We start from the raw sequence: 18,764 nt of genomic DNA, 5'->3' as shown, positions 1-18,764 counted from the left end.
AACCGGGGCAAGGGATATTCGCATTTCTGATTAATGACTACGTGTACTCTATATACAAAAGTAATGTTTTCAATCACACAAGGCAAATATCACATATATCATATACATTATACCTTCTCCACCAAAGCCAGGTAACGCCTCCGCTGCTCTTCCAGCGTAAATTTAGGATCAGCGTTTATACCAGCCCGTTTCTCCTGCAGCAGCTCAGGGTTAGCGGCAATAGCCTTTAGCATGCTATGCAGGTCCGGCACCTGGTAAAACAGCGCATGCTGCGCCAGATCGCCCCAGCTGCTGAACGATTGTTCCATTAACAGGGGTATTCCATATCCGAATGAGAGGTTATAGGCGCCGGAAATACGGGTAGTTAAATACTCCTGGAACTTATGCACACCCGGGTGCAGCAGCGGCAGTATAAGGTCTGTTTGCCGCATCCACGCATCAAATACCGCCTGCGGTACCAGCTCCGGCCCAAAGGTAACCAGCTGCTCCCGCTGTTGCGGCGGCAGGGCGGCCAGCTGCGCTGCAATGTCCGGGTCGCGCTCGGGGTAAAAACCGCCCAGGAAAATAATCTTCATATTGGCCGGCAGCCCGTATTGCTTAACCTGTTCCAGCAGGCCGGCATAGTTCCGGCGGCTGCTTTCAATGCTGCCCGGCACACTTACCCAGCATTCATGCGGCGGTTTGGATATAGGCGTGCCCGTATGAGGGAAAAATACCGGGTAAAAACTGCCTACCGTAGTGCCTTTCCTGGCATGTATATGGGGCAGCAGCGCATCGTTCAGCACAAAGAATTTTTTCACTTTCAAACCCACTATTTGCCGCATGGTAAAGCTGTTATTAAGCTTGCGGGCATTATGCACCACGCCGGTAATATTAATGCGGGTAAATAATAAGCGCAGCACCAGGTCGCGCACCAGGGATATTTCCGTGGTATTGATCACCAGGTGGCTGATATTATGCTCCTTTAAATACTGTTTAACACGGGGCACTACCTCTCCGCGGGCATTGGCAGTATCATGCAGCTGGTGCCCGCTAATGCCTTCCATTTTCTCCAGCTCCGGCCACAGGTGCCGGTTACAGATCACATGCACTTCATAGGCCGGCTGCAGGAAAAGTACCTGCGCATACAGGCATTCTACATGCGATCCGCCCAGTTCCAGTAATACGATCTTCTTTTTTCCCGTTTGTTGCTGCATATGGTTCCCCTGAATAGTTAGTCCCGCAAAGGTGAAGAAAATATGTAAAAAAACGCCCATACCTACACTTTTATGTAAAAACTTTATCCCTGGTAATAACTTAATTGCTGAAACACGTATTTTCCCTTTTATTTGCTGCTTATTTGCTTAACTCTATCTAAATATGTCTTTTCACTGGTATAATCTGATGCGCGGCGGCATAGGCATGCTTTTCCTGGTTGCCGTGTGTTTTCTGCTTAGCAATAACAAACGGGCTATCGACTGGAAACTGGTAGGTATGGGCATTTTTGCCCAGGTAATGTTTGCCATGGGCGTGCTCAATACCCGTATTGGCGATCAGCCGGTATTCTGGCTGGCCTTCGGGATCATCGTAATATACATGATCGTGAACCGCATCAGGAAGATGAAAGAACCGGTGGAAGCTGAAAATGCAGTAGATGATCATGGAAACCCTGTGGTGGTGAACAGCAAACGCCTGGAGGCGGATGCTGCCAGCATAACGCTGTCCCTGGCCTGCCTGGTCGTGTTCTTTTTCGGCATTATCCGTTGCACGCAATTCAAGCTCCCTAATTTATCCATCACGGTCAGTATTGGTATTTTGTGGGCGCTCATATGGCTGCTCTTCAAAAAGAACAAGATAGAGCTGATCAAATGGACCATCCTGGCCGTTTGCCTGCTGCTCACCGTATGCGTATATACTAAGTTATGCCCGCCGGATATCTTTAAGATCATCCTGGAAAAAGTATCCGGCTCTTTTGTGGACCTCATTAACCTGAGCCACAAAGGCACGGAATTTATTTTCGGTAACCTGGCCGATCCCAATGGCAGCTGGGCCTACGTATTTGCCGTACAGGTGCTGCCCAACATTATTTTCTTTGCCGCATTATCCTCTATCCTGTATTACCTGGGCGTGTTACAGAAGATCGTATATGTGTTTGCGTACCTGCTTAATAAATTAAAAATTTCCGGGGCAGAAAGCTTATCCACCGCCGCTAATATCTTCCTGGGGCAAACAGAAGCCCCGCTGATGATACGCCCTTACCTGGAAGCCATGAACCGCTCTGAAATACTCTGTATCATGATCGGGGGTATGGCCAATACCGCCGGCAGCGTGCTGGCAGCCTATGTAGGCATGTTAGGCGGTACGGACATTGATCAGCAGCACTACTTTGCCCTGCACATGCTTAGCCAGTCTATCATGAGCGCACCGGCCGCCATTGTGGTATCCAAAATATTATTCCCGCAAACGCATGATGATGAAATATCCAAAGAGTTAAAGATCCCCAAGGAAAAGCTGGGCGATAACTTCCTGGATGCTCTTTCACTGGGTACTACCGATGGCCTGAAGCTGGCCGTGAACGTAGGCGCCATGCTGCTGGTATTTACCGCCATGATGTATGTGGCCAATGCCCTTATGGGATGGGTAGGTAATATCACCAGCCTGAATACGCAGGTAGCCATCGCAACCCATGGCCGTTACCAGGAGCTATCCCTGCAAATGATACTGGGTTATGTATTTGCACCGGTGGCATGGTTAATTGGCGTGGCGCAGCAGGACATGGTTTCCATTGGGCAGCTGCTGGGAGAAAAAACCATTCTGAACGAGTTTGTAGCCTATATATCATTGGGCAATATGAAGGCAGCCAATGCCATTCATGACCCTAAATCCTTGCTCATAGCCACTTATGCGTTATGTGGTTTTGCAAACTTTGCGTCTATAGGCATCCAGATCGGTGGGATTAGCCAGCTGGCGCCTAACCAGCGCAGGAACCTTACGGAGCTGGGTGTAAAATCACTGATAGGTGGTACCATTGCCTGCCTGATGTGCGGTTGTATTGCGGGTGCTTTAATTTAATCTCTAACAACTGTCGTTTCATCGATTCTTACAGTAGGTTCACATTTAAGATTGTATCTTGCTGTAAAGCAAATCACCAAAAATAGCAACAATTGCGCACGCCGGCCCTCCTACTCCTATGCTTATTAGTGTATCTGTTACCGTTGCAGGCACAACGTACCTGCGCTACGGAAGATGCTATCCGTAATAAGATCCAGCGATACCCTTATCTGCAGCAGCAGCACGACGCTATGGAACAGCGCCTGATCAAGGCAGTGAGCCTGAAAAAACAGCAGGCCATCCTGCTCAAAGGCACGGCAGAACCAGTGGTGAACATACCCGTAGTAGTACACGTAGTGCTCTCTAACCCCGCCCTGGTCACTGATGCGCAGATAGCGACACAAATACAGGTCTTAAACGAAGATTATACAGGCGCCAACGCGGATACCAATGCGGTACCCGCTGCATGGAAAGCCATTATCGGCAATTCCGCCATCAATTTTTGCCTGGCGCAACGCACGCCGGATGGGGACCCCTCCAACGGCATTGTGCGTGTAACCACTACCCATGGCCCGTTTGATGCAGGCACCAATTCCGCCTACGAAGTAAAGTACAGCGCCACCGGCGGCTCTGATGCCTGGGACGCAGACCGTTACCTGAATATATGGGTATGTAATATGGGCAATGGCTACCTGGGCGTAGCCACCCCTCCGGACAATACCTTCCCGGCCGCAGAACAGGGTGTGGTGGTCTTATACACCGCTTTTGGCACCACCGGCAGCGCTACCGGCACCTTTGCCGGCGGCCGCACTGCCACACATGAAATAGGCCACTACTTTGGCTTGCGCCATATCTGGGGAGATGATGATGGCGATGGCTCCGTTGCCCGCTGTACCGTGGATGACGGTATTGACGATACCCCCCTGCAGGGCAAACGTACCTATGGCTGCCCCGGTTTCCCGCAAACAGATGTTTGCAGCAGCACCGCACCCGGCTTCATGTTCATGAACTACATGGATTATACGGACGATGCCTGCATGCACCTGTTTACCGCAGACCAGGCCACCCGTATGCGTTATGTGCTGGATAACATCCGCAGCTCCCTGCTTACCTCCGATGGTTGTACGCCGGTGAACCTGAAGAGCAACGATGCCGGAGTAACCACCGTCAACTCGCCCTTAGGACAAATATGCAGCACCGGTTTTGCACCTGCTGTAATATTGAAGAACAGGGGCGCGCAAACACTTACCAGCGTACAGATCACGTACCGGGTAGATGGTGGCACCCCGCAAACCCTTAACTGGACCGGCAGCCTGCCCCTGTTACAACAGGTAGGGGTACAATTACCTGCCGGTACTGTTGGTACAGGCTCGCATATCATTACCGCCTATACCTCCCTGCCTAATGGCGTGGCAGATGAAGCGCCGGAAAATGATACCGCAGCTGCCAGCTTCCGGTATTTTACACCGGCCAGCCTGCCTTTATCAGAAGGATTTGAAACCGCCACCTTCCCGCCTGCCAATGGCTGGGACCTGTGGAACCCTGACAATGGGTTTACCTGGGAGCTTACCCGCGATGCGGCGAAGGCTGGCAGTCAATCTATTGTAATGCGTAACCTGGGTTATAATACAAATGGCGCAGTAGATGACCTGTACACACCGGTGATCAATGCGCAGGGATTTGATTCCGTATTCCTGTTCTTTGACGTAGCCGCAGCCGTGCAAACCAGCCTGAATGCAGTGAATAACCCCTGGGATTCCCTGCAGGTGCTGGTAACTACGGATTGCGGGCAAACGCTAAATAACGTGTATAACAAATGGGGGCCTAACCTGGTAACCCACACCACGCCTATCTCCACAGAGTTTATACCTACAGCTGGCGAGTGGCGCAGAGATTCGGTGAACCTTACCTCCTTTATCCCGGCCGGCCAGTTCCGGGTGGTGTTCCGCAATATTTCCAATTTCGAGAATAATATTTACCTGGATAATATCAACATCGTCACTAAAACCACTAATACCTTCCTGAAGGAACAAGGTTTTACCGTAACCCCCAATCCCTTTAATACACAGGTATTTGTAACGTTCCTGGAAGCACCTGCCGACCTGGATGCCATTGCTATTTACAATACCCAGGGGCAGCTGGTTACCCGGCAGCAGGGTACGGCCATCAATAGCAGCAACCGCTTCACCTTCGATTTGGTAAATGAGCCAAATGGTGTTTATTTTGTAAAATTAATTTACAGGAATAGGACCAAGACCGTTAAAATAATTAAAGTTAGATGACGATGAGAACGACAGAATATCCTGCTGTAAGTACGCTGCTGCAGCAGCCCAACCTGGATGCAGACCTAAAAAAGATAGGAGAAAAAGTGCTGGCCCAGCAGCGGATCACACCGGAAGAGGGCATCATCCTGTTTGAAAAAGGGGATGTAACATTTTTAGGCGCCCTGGCCAACCAGATGAGGGAACGCCTGCACGGGCATAAAACCTACTTTAACCGCAACTTTCATATAGAGCCTACCAACGTTTGCATTTTCACCTGCAAGTTCTGCGCCTACTCCCGCTCCTATAAACACAAGGAAGAAGGCTGGGAACTCAGCACAGAGCAGATGCTGGACATTGTAAAAGGCTATGATGGCAAACCCGTAACAGAAGTACATATTGTAGGCGGGGTACATCCTAAAATGAACATGGACTTCTTCTGTGACCTGATGCGCAAAATAAAGGCCCACCGCCCGGATCTGCACATTAAAGGTTTTACTGCCGTGGAGCTGGATTATATGTTCCGCAAGGCAAAGGTAAGCGTGGAAGAAGGCATGCGTATTATGAACGAAGCCGGCCTGCAATCCATGCCAGGCGGCGGTGCAGAGATCTTTGCGCCGGAGATCCGTTCACAGATCTGCCATGATAAGGTAGATGCAGAAGGCTGGTTAAACATTCACCGCGCTGCGCACAATTTAGGCATGCACACCAATGCCACCATGCTGTACGGCCATATAGAAGAATACCATCACCGCATAGATCATATGGAACGCCTGCGCCAGCTGCAGGACGAGACCCATGGCTTCAATACCTTTATACCGCTGAAGTTCCGTAACAAGGATAATGAAATGTCGCATGTAAAGGAATCCGGTATTATCGAGGATCTGAAGATGTATGCCGTAGCGCGTTTGTATATGGATAACTTCCCCCACCTGAAAGCCTACTGGCCTATGCTGGGCAGAAGCACCTCACAGCTCACCTTATCCTTTGGGGTAAATGACCTGGACGGCACTATTGACGATACTACCAAGATATACTCTATGGCTGGTGCGGAAGAACAAAACCCTTCCCTGAACACTGCGCAGCTGGCCATGCTCATTAAACAAGCCGGCCGCCGCCCCGTAGAACGTGATACCGTGTACAACGAGATCAAAGACTACACGGACGAGGTGTTTACAGAAGAAGAACTTTCTAAAAATTAATGCTTAACGCAAAACGCTTAATGCTTAACGCTAATGCAGCGGAGGTATGTCCACCTCCAAACATAACATAATCAGCGTTCAGCATTAAGCGTTCGGCATTTTGCATTCACACCGGGTACTCCCATTCTCCCCTATACTTCCTTTGCAACAGCTTATTCGCCTCTTCATCATTTTTAATCAGCTGCTTTTCCCCATCCCACTCAATACTACGGCCTAATTTATAAGACAGCATACCCAGCAGGCTCATATTGGTAGAGCGTTGCCCGATGGCAATATCGCATACCGGCGAATGGTTTTGCTGAACAGATTGCATAAAATCCGCCCACAGCTCCGGGATGTTCTGATCATCAGGTTTATGCAGTACCGGCGCTTCATGAATTATAGATTTATTCTTGTCAGATGGGTAAAAGGTCCAGCCATCCAGCCAGCCCATATGAAAGGTGCCTTCCGTGCCGTAAAAGTAACAGCCTACATTACTCTTTTCCGCTTCATTACCAGCATACATGCGGTGTTCCCAGGTAGCGGTAAAGGATTCAAATTCAAAGATCACATTCTGCGTATCCGGTGCATCGGTATTATCTTTTTTAATGAAACGGTTGGCGGAGGAAAACACTTTGCGCGGGTACTTTTCCTCTGTCCACCACAGGATCTGGTCCATCCAGTGAATACCCCAATCGCCCAGCTGCCCGTTGGCATAATCCAGGTATTGCCGGAAACCTTTGGGGTGAATGGTAGGGTTGTAGGGATGTAAAGGCGCCGGTCCGCACCACATATCCCAGTTCAGGCCCTGCGGCACGCTTTCATCTGCTACTTTTTTACCTTCTCCCCCGCCGTAATGCACAAAAGCCCGTACCATTCCTATTTTCCCGGCTTTGCCGGATTTCAGGAAGTTAATGCCGGAAATATTATGTGGCGATACCCGGCGGTGCGTACCTACCTGTACCACCCGGTTATATTGACGTGCCGCTTTAACCATAGCCTTCCCTTCGTTAATGGTATGGCAGATGGGTTTTTCCACATACACATGCGCCCCCTGCTGCATGGCTGCAATGGCAATAAGCGGGTGCCAGTGATCCGGCGTAGCTACGATCACTACTTCCGGTTTTTCTTTATGCAGCAGCTCACGGTAATCCCTATACGTTTTAGGCTTATCCGATGTAAGGGTATTAATAACCATGAGCGCAGCATTTGCCTGCCGTTCATCCACATCACAGATGGCTGCCAGCTTACAGCCGCCGTGCTGCAGGGCGCTGCGTAAAATATTCATGCCCCACCAGCCGGAGCCAATGAGCACCAGCTTATAGGGCGCTGTACGTTGTAAGGATGATAACAGAGGTAATGCGGAGTAAACAACTCCTGCCTGTGCAGTGTTTTTGAGGAATGATCTGCGATGCATATGTGTGGAATTTTAGTAAGCAGAAGGCATAAAGCACAAAGCTAAAAGCAGGGATCCAGGGCTTTATGCTTTGCGCTTTTAGCTTTGAGCTTAAAAATAAAAAACTTTCCTAACTTCAGGGTCATGAGACCTGTAAAAATGCTGATAACTACTTCTAAATGGATCTTCAACGTGGCTTTTTGCCTTTACATTGCCGGCTGTGGCAACCGTACTGCCAATAACACTGCCGCCACTACTACCACCGATACATCCACGGTGGCTGCTCCCACAGATAATGGACCTCAGTTCAAAAAAGAGGGTGAGCTGTATTTTATTGGCAAGGCCAAGAACGATACCCTCCACAAGATAGATATGGAGGTAGCCGAAACAGACGATGAAAGAGCCCAGGGCCTGATGCGCCGCAGATCCATGACAGACGGGCAGGGCATGTTATTCGTTTTTACGGAAGCTGCCGAACAATCCTTTTGGATGAAGGATACCTACATTTCCCTGGATATTATTTATGTAGATGATAAAAAGGAGATCGTATCCATCCAGAAATACACCACCCCACAGTCAGAAGAAAGCCTGCCCTCCTTCAAAAAGGCGCAGTATGTAGTAGAAGTGAATGCCGGTTTCTGCGATAAGTATCATATAGGCTTTGGAGACAAAATTGCGTTCAGCAAAAACTAATTACGAATTATGCTGAGTGCTAAACGCAAAACGCTCAACGCAGAATGCACTAACATAACATAATTAGCGTTAAGCATTCTGCGTTGAGCGTTTTGCACTCAGCTTAATTCATTACTTCAGCTCCTCCGCTGTAAACCCTTTCTCACGGCCCTTATACTGCTGCCGCACTTTCTGCACATCCTGCTCCGTTAACGGCGCTGCTTTATTGCTCCAGGCATTACGGATAAAGCTGATCACTTCCGCAATATCACTATCAGAAAATTCATCGTTGCTGCCAATACCGGGCATCTCCCCGCTTACTTCCGGCGCTTTGTACACTTTTCCATTTACGTTCACGGGACCACTCAGGCCAAACAATACAATAGCTGCTACTTTATGCTTATCACCCTTCACCCATTGCGATTCATTTAACGGTGGCGCCAGGGATTGAATGCCGTTACCGTCATCTCCATGGCAGGTTTGACAAACCGTTTTAAAGATCCTGGCCCCCCGGGGGTACGCTTTCACCAAACCTTCATTCAGCTTGGCTTTGCGCCGGTTATCAATATCCTTTAATACCTTTTGCAGGCGTTTACGTATCAATAAGGTAGTATCTGCATTCCAGCTGCTCACCTGGTCCAGCAGCTGCTGTTCATGGCCGGCATTGTTCCCGATCAGCGCATCTGCTACATAACGGTCATTAGCATAAGTATGTAATAGCTGTGTTTGCAGCTGGCCTGCGGCCGTAGCATTCAGGCGTTTTATATAAGGCAGCAGCATAGCCACAGAAGGCGCCTGCAATACACTTTGCTGTAAAGGAACAATCAGCTGCAATACCCGGTTCACCTGTTGTGGTGTAATAACAGCCGGCATTGCAGCCAGCGCCTGCACGCGCAGGTAAGGGTTCTTATTTTTTAATACCGCCGCTACATCTTCTACCTGCAGCTGGCCTAAACCTTCCAGGGTCCACATAACATGCAGCAGGCCCCAGGCCTGTTTAATGGTATCCTGCTGTAAGCGGGCCCGCAGCTGCGGTACCAGCGTGGTATAGTGATGGTCTATGATCATTTGCTGCGCACGGTCACGTACCCAGCCATTCGGATGGTCTAACAATTCCAGCAGCTTCGCCGGATCATCAGGTAACGTTACCGGCTGTACGTTATTTGCCTTGGCAGGTATTACCCGGTAAATACGGCCGCAGTTCAGCGGTTGGGTAAGGTTGCGGCTTTTGATCTCGTTCTTCAGGTAAGGTGTAAGGTAAGTTTTGTGCTGTATAATGCCGCGGTACATATCCAGTATATACATAGCCCCATCCGGCCCGGTGTACAGGCTCACCGGTCTGAAACGCTCGTCTGTGCTGGCCAGGAACTCCTTCCCGGCATAGGCCTGCTTACCGGTAACAATATATCCGCTATCCTGCAGCAGGTTACGTTTAATAAGATTGGCAGAAGGTTCTGCTACGAAGGCGTTGCCATCATAAGCCTCACCAAACAGCCCGCCGCGGTATACCAGGGGTCCGCAGGCAGCAGTAAAATTCACCAGGCGCAGGCTGTCATCCAGCACGCCCTTCTGGTAACCGCGGTTCACACCTGGTGTAGGGCGTATGGGATATACCCGGTTATCCGGTACAATATGTTCATCAAAACCAGCCACTGTGCGCTGTGCGGTGTTATTGGCGCCCAGGCCGGGACTAAAATAATCGCCCAGTAAGTTCTCAGAGTTGTTATTGTAAAACAAGCGGCCGTAGTTATCCTGCGTAATGCCCCACTGTCCGCGGAAATGGGTGTGCTCTATCAGCCATTTATTTCCGGCCTTACGGTAACGCTTATCTGATTTTGCGTTGTAGATCCAGTTGTCCATGGCCCGCAAAAGCCCGTTGGGCTGGTGTTCTACGTTACCGCCTTCTGTATACTTATCATCCACCAGTATTTTTTTTCCGGCATGGTCTCCATTGTTCTCAACATACCACAGCTTGGGTGGCTCTGCTATCAGTACCCCGTTTTCCACCAGGCAAATAGCGCGGGGCAGCACCAGTGAATCCATGAACTCTTTACGGCTGTCCACTACCCCGTCTTTATTAGTATCTTCCAGTATCACCACTTTACCATTACGCATATCTTCGCCGGTGCCTGAGGTGTCCGGCATGTACCCCATCATTTCCAGCACCCACATACGGCCCTTTTCGTCAAAGGTCATGGCCACAGGTACGGATACTTGCGGTTCCGCCGCTACCAGCTGCACTTTAAAGCCCTCTTCCACCTGGATATGTTCCAGCGAAGTTTTGGCGTCCAGCACAGGCGATTCTGCAAACTTTTCCCGCATGGCCAGGGAATCCGTTTGGTGTTTGTCTTTTTTTTCTGAAGTGTTAGGCTGACAAGAAATAATACATATTGCCCCAGCGGCTAATAAGCTGTAAGAGAGTAACCAGTTTTTCATTCCGCGCTGCTATTTATTTACATCGATTGCAAAAAACTAAAATAAGGTACGTTGGAGGAATATGCAAATTTAGGGGTTGGGAAAATGATGGGAGGTAGAATGGCGGGATATAGGTAAGGTGATCTATGCTCCCTTTAATATTTCTTCGATCCTTGGATCGGGGATATAACCAGTTACTTCAACCAGTTTTATTTTATTATAGTCCGGGTGGTTGGCGTTGAGCACATAATTAAATTCCTGGGGAATGATGGCGGAAGGCACTTTCAATACAGGATACTTTGCCGCATCATACCAGCGGTTGCCCAAGGGCTGGCATTTTGAATAATCCAGTACATCATTCCAGCCTGCTGCTAATTCCGCAGCGGTAATAGTTTGAATTTTTAGGGAAGATGGAATATCAATGACCATAATGCGGTAATCATCATTAAACCCCTCTCCCTGCCTTCTGACCAGGTTTTCCAGTACAGCCAGCGCCACAGAGCCGGCGGCATATATCACTGCTTTACCAGCCGCTGCCCAGCGGCCATTTGCTTTGGAAGGATTCAGATCTTTGGAGAACTCTTTATAAGCAATTCTAAATACTCTCATTACCCGGGTTAAATAACATCACCGTATGCCAGGCGTTTTAGCTCATCCATGATCAGCTCTACGCCTCCGGTAGTTTTCAGGAAATCTTCCGGCTTTTGTGGTTTGCCGAAAAAAGGTTTTTCTAACCAGCGTTTAAAGGGTTCTAAGCCACCAAATATTTTTTCTCCCAACTCAAAAAGTGAAATGATCTTTAACAGATGCTCACCCTGATTAGGGTCTAGTGGCTCTTTATCGGCCAGTTTATTTTTTATGGTTTTGGTAGATATATTCATGGCTGCTGCCAATTCATTCCTGGAAATATTAGCCAGGTCAACAAACTTAATAAAGGTATCAGCATAAACGCCGCTAAGCGCAGCAGTAACTAACTGGTAGTTATTTCTCAGGTCAATATCCTGGAAGGCTTGCTGGATCCTGGAAACATCAGTAGCCGGCAAAGCCCCTTCCCCACTTTCTTTTATGCTTGCAACAGGCGGCATTTTGGTATGCAGAACGCTGCTTGCTTTCATTGCTTTTGCCATAACCTCTTAATTCTCTCCAAATATAGGAATTTTTTCCTGATTCCAAAAGAATTTTTTCCACTATTTGCTAATTCAAGCTCCTGAAATCCACCGGCACCAGCTTACTTACTCCCGGCTCCTGCATGGTTACTCCGTAAATAACATCCACTGCCGCCATTGTTTGCTTGTTATGCGTAACAATAATGAACTGTGAGTTATCAGAGAACTTGCGGATCATGTTGGTGAACTTTCCTACGTTGGCATCATCCAGCGGGGCATCCACCTCATCCAGGATACAGAATGGCGCGGGTTTGATCAGGTAAATGGCAAACAGCAGTGCGGTTGCTGTCAGGGTTTTTTCACCACCGGAAAGCTGGGTAATAGCGGCCGGGCGTTTACCTTTTGGTTTGGCAATGATCTCAATACCGGTTTCGGCCAGGTTCTCCGGCTCATTCAGGATCAGATCACACTGGTCTTCTTCGGTGAACAGGGCTTTGAATACGCGGATGAAGTTTTCCTTCACGGTATTAAAAGTATCCAGGAACTTCTGGTTGGCGGTTGATTCTACTTCCTGGATCGTAGCCATCAGGGATTCCTTGGCAGCCACCAGGTCGTTCTTTTGTTCCAGGATGAACTCATAACGCTTTTTCATTTCCTGGAAAGCCTCAATGGCTGTTGGGTTTATCTCACCCATATTTTCCAGGCGTTTTTTCAAACGCTCTGCGCTGCCCTGCAGCTCATCTACGGGCAGGGTGCTGCTGCGTGCATCATCCAGGATCTCGTCCAGGTTCACTTTAAACTCCACGCTCAGCCTTTCCTTCATGGAGGCCAGCTGCAGCTTCAGCTCATTCACTTTATCCTTAATGGTGTTCAGCATTTGTTCCAGCTGCTCTTTGGCACGCTGGCGGGCACGCAGGGAGCTTTCTTTCTCCTGCAGATGGTTACGGAAGTTGTAGTACTCCTGGTCTTTTTCGTTCAGGGCCTTTTCTTCTTCTTCCTTCTTGCGGAACAGCTCTACCAGTCCGTCATCTGCAACACTCAGCTTATCTTCTGCTGCAGCAATGTTAGCCACTGCATCTTCCAGCTGTGATTTATTATTGGTGATCTGCACATGCAGGTCGCTCAATTGTTTGCGTTTAAAGTCCAGCTCCTGTTTCAGCCCCTGCACCTTGCTCTGCTGGCGGGTATGCTGCAGGTTCTGGTTGTTGAACTGTACGTTGGCCTGGTTGTACTGTTGCTCTGCTTCCTGGGAAGCCCGGTCGGCAGCTACAATGCTGTCGTGCAGGGCATGCACCCTTTCGTTCAGGCCTTCCAATTCGTCCTTCACACCGGCAATACTTTGCTGGTTGGTTTCCAGCGACTGCTGCATTTCTGCCAGGCGTTTGTCGCCGGATTCTATCAGGTGATGGAAGTTCTCAATACGGTTCTGCAGGCCAAACAGCTGGTTATTCAGCTGGTTAATCTTTTCACGGGCCGCATTAATATTATTTTCATTCAGTTGGCTGTTATAGCCTAATACTTCATTGTGTTTATCCTGCAGCTGCTGGCGCAGGTTGCTCACTACTATTTCCAGCGCTTTGATCTCCGCATCCAGCTTTTCCAGGTTCTTGGCGCGGCCCAGCTTCTTACCTTCAAACAATCCTACAGAACCACCACTAAAGCTGTATTTACCGCGGTACATACGGCCGCTCTTTTCTACGATCAGTATATCCTGGTCCGGCATCTGGCCAAAATCCAGCGCAGCTACATCATCCGCCACAAATACTTTACCCAGCAGGTAATTGCCTAATCCTTTATAACGTTCGTCTATTTCCACTACTTCAAGCGCCGGTATGGTGCCGGGAGGGGTGAACAGCTGTCCGCCCTGGTGGTGAAACTGGTCCAGTATAAAGAAGTTGGCCTTTCCCTTTTTATTGAGGTCCAGCAGGCGTATGGCCTGTATGGCTTCTTCTGCGTTGTTCACTACATAGTAGTTCAGGTAAGGCTCCAGCAGGTTTTCTATACAGGTGCGGTAATCTTCCTTACAGAAAAATATATCACTCAGAATAGGCGCCTTATTATTCCAGTCGCTATTCTTTTTCAGGAACTTAATACTTTCGGGGTAACCTTCCAGGCTGTCCACCAGGGATTTTAACAGGTCGTATTCGTTCTTCTTGGAGTCCAGGGTACGGTTCTCATCCGTCAGCTTATCCCGCAGGCCTTCAATATCAGACTGGGTGGCCAGGATCTTGCCTTTGGTCTCTTCCTGGAAACGGACCATGTCTTCCAGGTTGGCTTTACCGTCTTCCAGGGTTTCCTGCAGACCGCTCTTTTCTTCTTCCAGCTGTTGTATCTGCCCCTGCCGGTTCGTCTTTTCTTCCTGTAGCTGCTGTATGCTGCGCTGCAGGTTCTGTACGGAGGTATCGGCTACGGCTACTTTCTTTTCTGCTTCAAATTGCTGGCGTTGCCATTGCTGCTGGTCGCGGCGCAGGGTTTCCAGGCTTTGTTTTTTCTGGTTGAAAAGCTCTTTCTTTTCATCTACCATTTCGTGCAGGGTTTCCAGCTCGTCCTGCATGGTATCAAATACTTCCTGCTCTTCTTCCGCCTGCTTTTCCGTACGTTCAATGGATTCTGATAATCCCTGCAGCTGCCCTTCGGCATTGTTCAGGAAATCACTCAGGTTCTTTTCACGTTCCCGCAGGTAGGTTAGCTGCTGGCTGGCCAGGTTCTTATCATTTTCCCGCGTGCGCACAGTGGCCAGTACTTCATTAAAGGATTTCTGCAATACCTGCAGCTCCCGTTCTTTAGCTACAAAGTGCAGCTTATCTTCTTCTACGGCAGCTTCTTCGGTAGCAATTTCCGCTTCCAGCGCCATTTTGCGGTCTGTTTCTGTTTGCTGTTGCTCGGAAAGGTCTTTAAAGGTGACGTTAAACCCCTCCAGGGCGGCTTTGGCAAGCTCTATGCTGATCTCCCTGTACTCTTTCTTTACCTCGTAATAACGTTCCGCTTTTCTAGCCTGGCTTTCCAGCGTTTTCAGGTTGTTGTTGATCTCAAACAACAGGTCCTCAATACGGTTCAGGTCACCCTCCGTAGCATCCAGCTTGGTCTTGGCTTCTTTTTTACGGGTTTTGTAGATGGAGATGCCCGCTGCCTGTTCCAGCATGCGGCGGCGGCTGTTTTCCTTATCCTTAATAATATCATCCACCATGCCCAGCTCAATAATGGCGTAAGAATCGGTACTTACGCCGGTATCCATGAACAGGTTATGGATGTCTTTCAAACGGCAGGCTACATCATTGAGCCTGTACTCACTATCGCCGTTCTTATAAAATTTACGTGTAATGGTAACCGTGGTAAATTCGGTGGGCAGCACATTTCGTGTATTCTCAAAGGTGAGGCTCACTTCGGCCATACCACTGGCGGAGCGGCTCTTGGAACCGTTAAATACCAGGCCGGCCTGGTTATCTGAACGCAGGTTGCTGATCTTGTGTTCCCCTATCACCCACCGGATGGAGTCAATGATATTACTTTTGCCGCAGCCGTTCGGTCCTATTACACCTGTGATCCCCTCGTCAAAATTTAAAACGGTTTTGTCGGCAAAACTTTTGAAGCCTTTGATTTCTAATGTTTTTAAACGCACAGTTGCTCCGGGTTTATTTTTTTAAAGCTGTCAAAGATAACTACGATTCACATATTGCCTACACGTAATTTGTGCAAATGAATTAGTAATTTAACAGCGTAAGCCGGATTAAACTGTTTTTTTTATACACAGTTGTGTATAAATCCTTTTAAAATCAGCCGAAACAAACTGGTTTACAGCTTATTATAATGGAATGTTCGACTTTTACTTAAACCCTTAACCAATGGCCTGGCAGAGTAGCTGATCAACAATTGAACGATTATTTTTAGTTTGCCGGTGCTTATACTGTAGAAGATTGCAGACCCGATGAAAAACCTGAAAGAAACCCTTGCATAACCGAAATCAAAACGGAACATGTACGCCAACATGCAACACCCATTATGAAAAATGGTATCCTAACCCTGCTGACCGGAATACTGTCATGCCCTTTGCTTGCCCATGCCCAAAAACCCGCATCCCTGCACATTACCGGCCAGGTGGCTGATAGCGCTTCCCGCAAACCCATTGGTTACGCCACCATTACCTTATTAAAAGCTGCCGGCCTGCAGCCGGTACTGAACACCCTTACGGATGAACAGGGACGTTTTACCATGCCTAATCTCAGCGCCGGCCGTTACCAGCTTGGCATCAGCATCACCGGGTATACCGCCCGCATCCTGGAACCCTTTACACTGGATTCCCTGCACCCATATTATGCCCAGCCGCCCCTGTACCTGCCCGCTGCCCTACAGCAGCTAAAGGCCGTAACAGTAGCCGGGCAAAAACCCCTGCTGGAAGTCAAGGACGACCGGCTGGTATATAACGTGGAAAATGACCTGAACAAAGACCAGCTAACCGCTGCTGAAATGCTGCGCCGCGTACCCATGGTAACAGTAGACCCGGAAGGCAACGTACAGCTTAAAGGCAGCAGCAGCTTTAAAATACTGCTGAACGGTAAAAGCACCACTATGCTGGCCAGAAATCCTAAAGAGGCCCTGCGCGCTTTCCCGGCCGGCGTGATCAAAAGTATAGAGGTGATCACCCAGCCCTCTGCAAAATATGATGCAGAAGGCGCAGCCGGTATCATTAACATTATTACCAGGCATACTATTAATGGCTATAATGGTAACCTGTATGCCAATGATAACAGCCGCGGGTTTGCAGGCGCAGGCGGCTCCCTGAATGCCCGCATAGGCCAGGTAGGTGTGGCAGCCTACGCAGGCGCCAGCTATTTCCGTAACAAAGGCCGCTCAGAAGGCCTGCGGGAAAACTACCTGTATGGCAACCAAAGCACATTGATACAGAATGGCAACAGCATCTTTGACGGCACCTATTATTTTGGTAACCTGGAGCTGAGCTATGACCTGGACAGCACCAGCAGCCTGAGTGTGTATGGCAATGTGAACATCAGCTACAACAGCAACAATGCACCGCAGCAGGTGAAGCTATATGACGAAAGGCAAAAGCTGGAACAAACCGGCAGCTACACCAGCTATACAAACTATAAAAGCCAGGCCTATGACCTTGGGGTGGATTATCAGAAAAGGTTCCGGCAGCCGGACCAAACCCTGAGCCTGTCCTTAAACCGGAATACCGGCAATAATGACCAGCAATCTGATAACCAACAGCTAAATGTGCCGGGTGGTTATACGGGTTTCAGCAATACCAATGATGAGCATAATACTGAAACCACCCTTCAGCTGGACTATACCCAGCCACTACCGCATGGCCAAAAACTGGAAACCGGGGCCAAAGCCATTTTACGCACTATTGAAAGCAGCTACCAGCAGCAGGGTGAAATGAGCATTACCCGCGATCCCATGAACCCGGACCGGAACAACACCTTCAACTACCGGCAAAATGTGCTGGCAGCATATACCACCTATGCCTTTAAAATAAAGAACCGGGTGAATGTGCTGCTGGGCGTCCGCCTGGAACACACACATATTAATGCACATTTTATTGCTAATGACACTTCCTTACGTACTGATTATCTGAATTTTATACCAACAGCCAATATTACCTTTCCCTTGCCTCACATGCAGGCTGTCAGCCTTTCTTACAGCCGCCGCCTGCAACGCCCCTGGGTATGGAATCTGAACCCTTATGTAAATGATAATGACCCGAATAACATTACTTATGGTAACCCTGGCCTGCAACCGGAGCTGAACCACTCCTTTGGATTGAACTATAACATTCTCTTCAAAGGCATACGCCTGCTGGCCGGTATGGATTACACCTTTACCCATAAAGCCATGGAAAGTTACGTAGCCATAGATACCGCAAGCGGTATTACGGCCACCACTTATGCCAACATAGGCCGGCGCAACGCTACTGGTTTTAACCTGAATGTAAGCCTTCAGCCCCTGCCACGCCTGAGCCTGAGCGGCAATTTACGCACCCAGTATACCAGCCTGCAAAGCCGCAATGGTACAGGTCTGCATAATACGGGATGGAGCGCCAACAGTTTCATTAACCTGGACTATGACCTGGGTAAAGGATTTAAAACAGAAGCCGCTTTTTACCTGAACAGCAGCCAGCCCGTTTTGCAGGGCCGTGCACCAGGGTATGTTACCAATAGCTTTACCCTGCGCAAAAGCCTGTTTCACCAGCGGGCCGCCGTAAACCTTACGCTGGACCAACCCTTCCAAAAAGAAATAGCCTGGAAGAACGTGATCCATGATCCATCCTTTTACCGTTCCAACACCTTTTACTACCCGGTACGCGCCATCCGTATTGGTTTTGGCTGGAAATTCGGTCAGCTAAAGGAATCTGTGACACGTAAAAAGGGCGTAAAGAATGATGATGTGAAACAACAGGAAAGCAGCAAGCCGTAAGCTTGCTGGAATTACGGGGCACGAATGCCATTGAAAGTAATTATGATATGAGTAATTGGGTGGTGCAGGGATGCCAGATTACGAGGGAATGCTTAACGCCGAACGCTAAACGCTTAATGCGGCGTATAATGGAAATATATCCAGGCTTCGTGATATTTTATACCAATTCTTTAATGTTCAATATATTGTGTTCTTCACCAGGCGCTGGCTTTGAGCGTTTAGCATTAAGCCTTCTGCGTTCGGCATTAACACCTACCTTTGCATATCG

The 18,764-nt window shown here is 48.9% G+C and carries 11 protein-coding genes; 5 read left to right on the top strand and 6 right to left on the bottom strand.

What is annotated here, in order from left to right:
• Positions 1–107: 107 nt before the first annotated feature.
• Positions 108–1,196: a hypothetical protein gene (locus KVT36_RS03370; protein WP_217602091.1), complete on the bottom strand. Its 1,089-nt coding sequence runs from the start codon at positions 1,194–1,196 to the stop codon at positions 108–110.
• A gap of 163 nt (positions 1,197–1,359) precedes the next feature.
• On the opposite strand from KVT36_RS03370, the gene KVT36_RS03365 reads away from it, so the two are divergent.
• The 3 genes from KVT36_RS03365 (at position 1,360) to mqnE (ending at position 6,493) form a co-directional block, all read left to right on the top strand.
• A complete protein-coding gene (locus tag KVT36_RS03365) occupies positions 1,360–3,051 on the top strand; it encodes a nucleoside transporter C-terminal domain-containing protein (protein ID WP_217602090.1) in 1,692 nt (563 codons plus the stop codon).
• A 128-nt stretch (positions 3,052–3,179) separates the two neighbouring features.
• Positions 3,180–5,312, top strand: coding sequence for a M43 family zinc metalloprotease (locus tag KVT36_RS03360; protein ID WP_217602089.1), 2,133 nt, complete (start codon positions 3,180–3,182; stop codon positions 5,310–5,312).
• 2 nt (positions 5,313–5,314) lie between these two features.
• Positions 5,315–6,493 carry an aminofutalosine synthase MqnE gene (gene mqnE / locus KVT36_RS03355; RefSeq protein ID WP_254639827.1) on the top strand — a complete coding sequence of 393 codons (1,179 nt, stop codon included), beginning with the start codon at positions 5,315–5,317 and terminating at the stop codon, positions 6,491–6,493.
• Positions 6,494–6,599: 106 nt separating this feature from the next.
• On the opposite strand, the gene KVT36_RS03350 is transcribed toward mqnE, so the two are convergent.
• On the bottom strand, positions 6,600–7,889 hold the full coding sequence (locus KVT36_RS03350) for a Gfo/Idh/MocA family protein (RefSeq protein WP_217602087.1): 1,290 nt from the start codon (positions 7,887–7,889) through the stop codon (positions 6,600–6,602).
• Positions 7,890–8,012: 123 nt separating this feature from the next.
• On the opposite strand from KVT36_RS03350, the gene KVT36_RS03345 reads away from it, so the two are divergent.
• Positions 8,013–8,561: a DUF192 domain-containing protein gene (locus tag KVT36_RS03345; protein WP_254639826.1), complete on the top strand. Its 549-nt coding sequence runs from the start codon at positions 8,013–8,015 to the stop codon at positions 8,559–8,561.
• Positions 8,562–8,672: 111 nt separating this feature from the next.
• On the opposite strand, the gene KVT36_RS03340 is transcribed toward KVT36_RS03345, so the two are convergent.
• The 4 genes from KVT36_RS03340 to smc form a co-directional block, all read right to left on the bottom strand.
• Complete coding sequence (locus KVT36_RS03340) at positions 8,673–10,976, bottom strand: c-type cytochrome (RefSeq protein WP_217602086.1); 2,304 nt, start codon at positions 10,974–10,976, stop codon at positions 8,673–8,675.
• A 123-nt stretch (positions 10,977–11,099) separates the two neighbouring features.
• Positions 11,100–11,564, bottom strand: a complete 465-nt coding sequence (locus KVT36_RS03335) for an RES family NAD+ phosphorylase (protein ID WP_217602085.1) — start codon at positions 11,562–11,564, stop codon at positions 11,100–11,102.
• An 8-nt stretch (positions 11,565–11,572) separates the two neighbouring features.
• Positions 11,573–12,082: an antitoxin Xre-like helix-turn-helix domain-containing protein gene (locus KVT36_RS03330; protein ID WP_217602084.1), complete on the bottom strand. Its 510-nt coding sequence runs from the start codon at positions 12,080–12,082 to the stop codon at positions 11,573–11,575.
• A gap of 67 nt (positions 12,083–12,149) precedes the next feature.
• Positions 12,150–15,680 (bottom strand): chromosome segregation protein SMC, encoded by a 3,531-nt coding sequence (smc, locus tag KVT36_RS03325; RefSeq protein WP_217602083.1) that lies wholly within the window; start codon positions 15,678–15,680, stop codon positions 12,150–12,152.
• 380 nt (positions 15,681–16,060) lie between these two features.
• On the opposite strand from smc, the gene KVT36_RS03320 reads away from it, so the two are divergent.
• The gene (locus tag KVT36_RS03320) at positions 16,061–18,496 is read left to right on the top strand and encodes a TonB-dependent receptor (protein ID WP_217602082.1); all 2,436 of its coding nucleotides are present in this window, start codon (positions 16,061–16,063) and stop codon (positions 18,494–18,496) included.
• The last annotated feature ends 268 nt before the right edge of the window (positions 18,497–18,764 follow it).

Source organism: Chitinophaga sp. GbtcB8 (assembly GCF_019091455.1).
Classification (GTDB): domain Bacteria; phylum Bacteroidota; class Bacteroidia; order Chitinophagales; family Chitinophagaceae; genus Chitinophaga.
The sequence above is the reverse complement of the archived record's forward strand: the minus strand, read 5'-3'. Positions and strand labels throughout refer to the sequence as shown.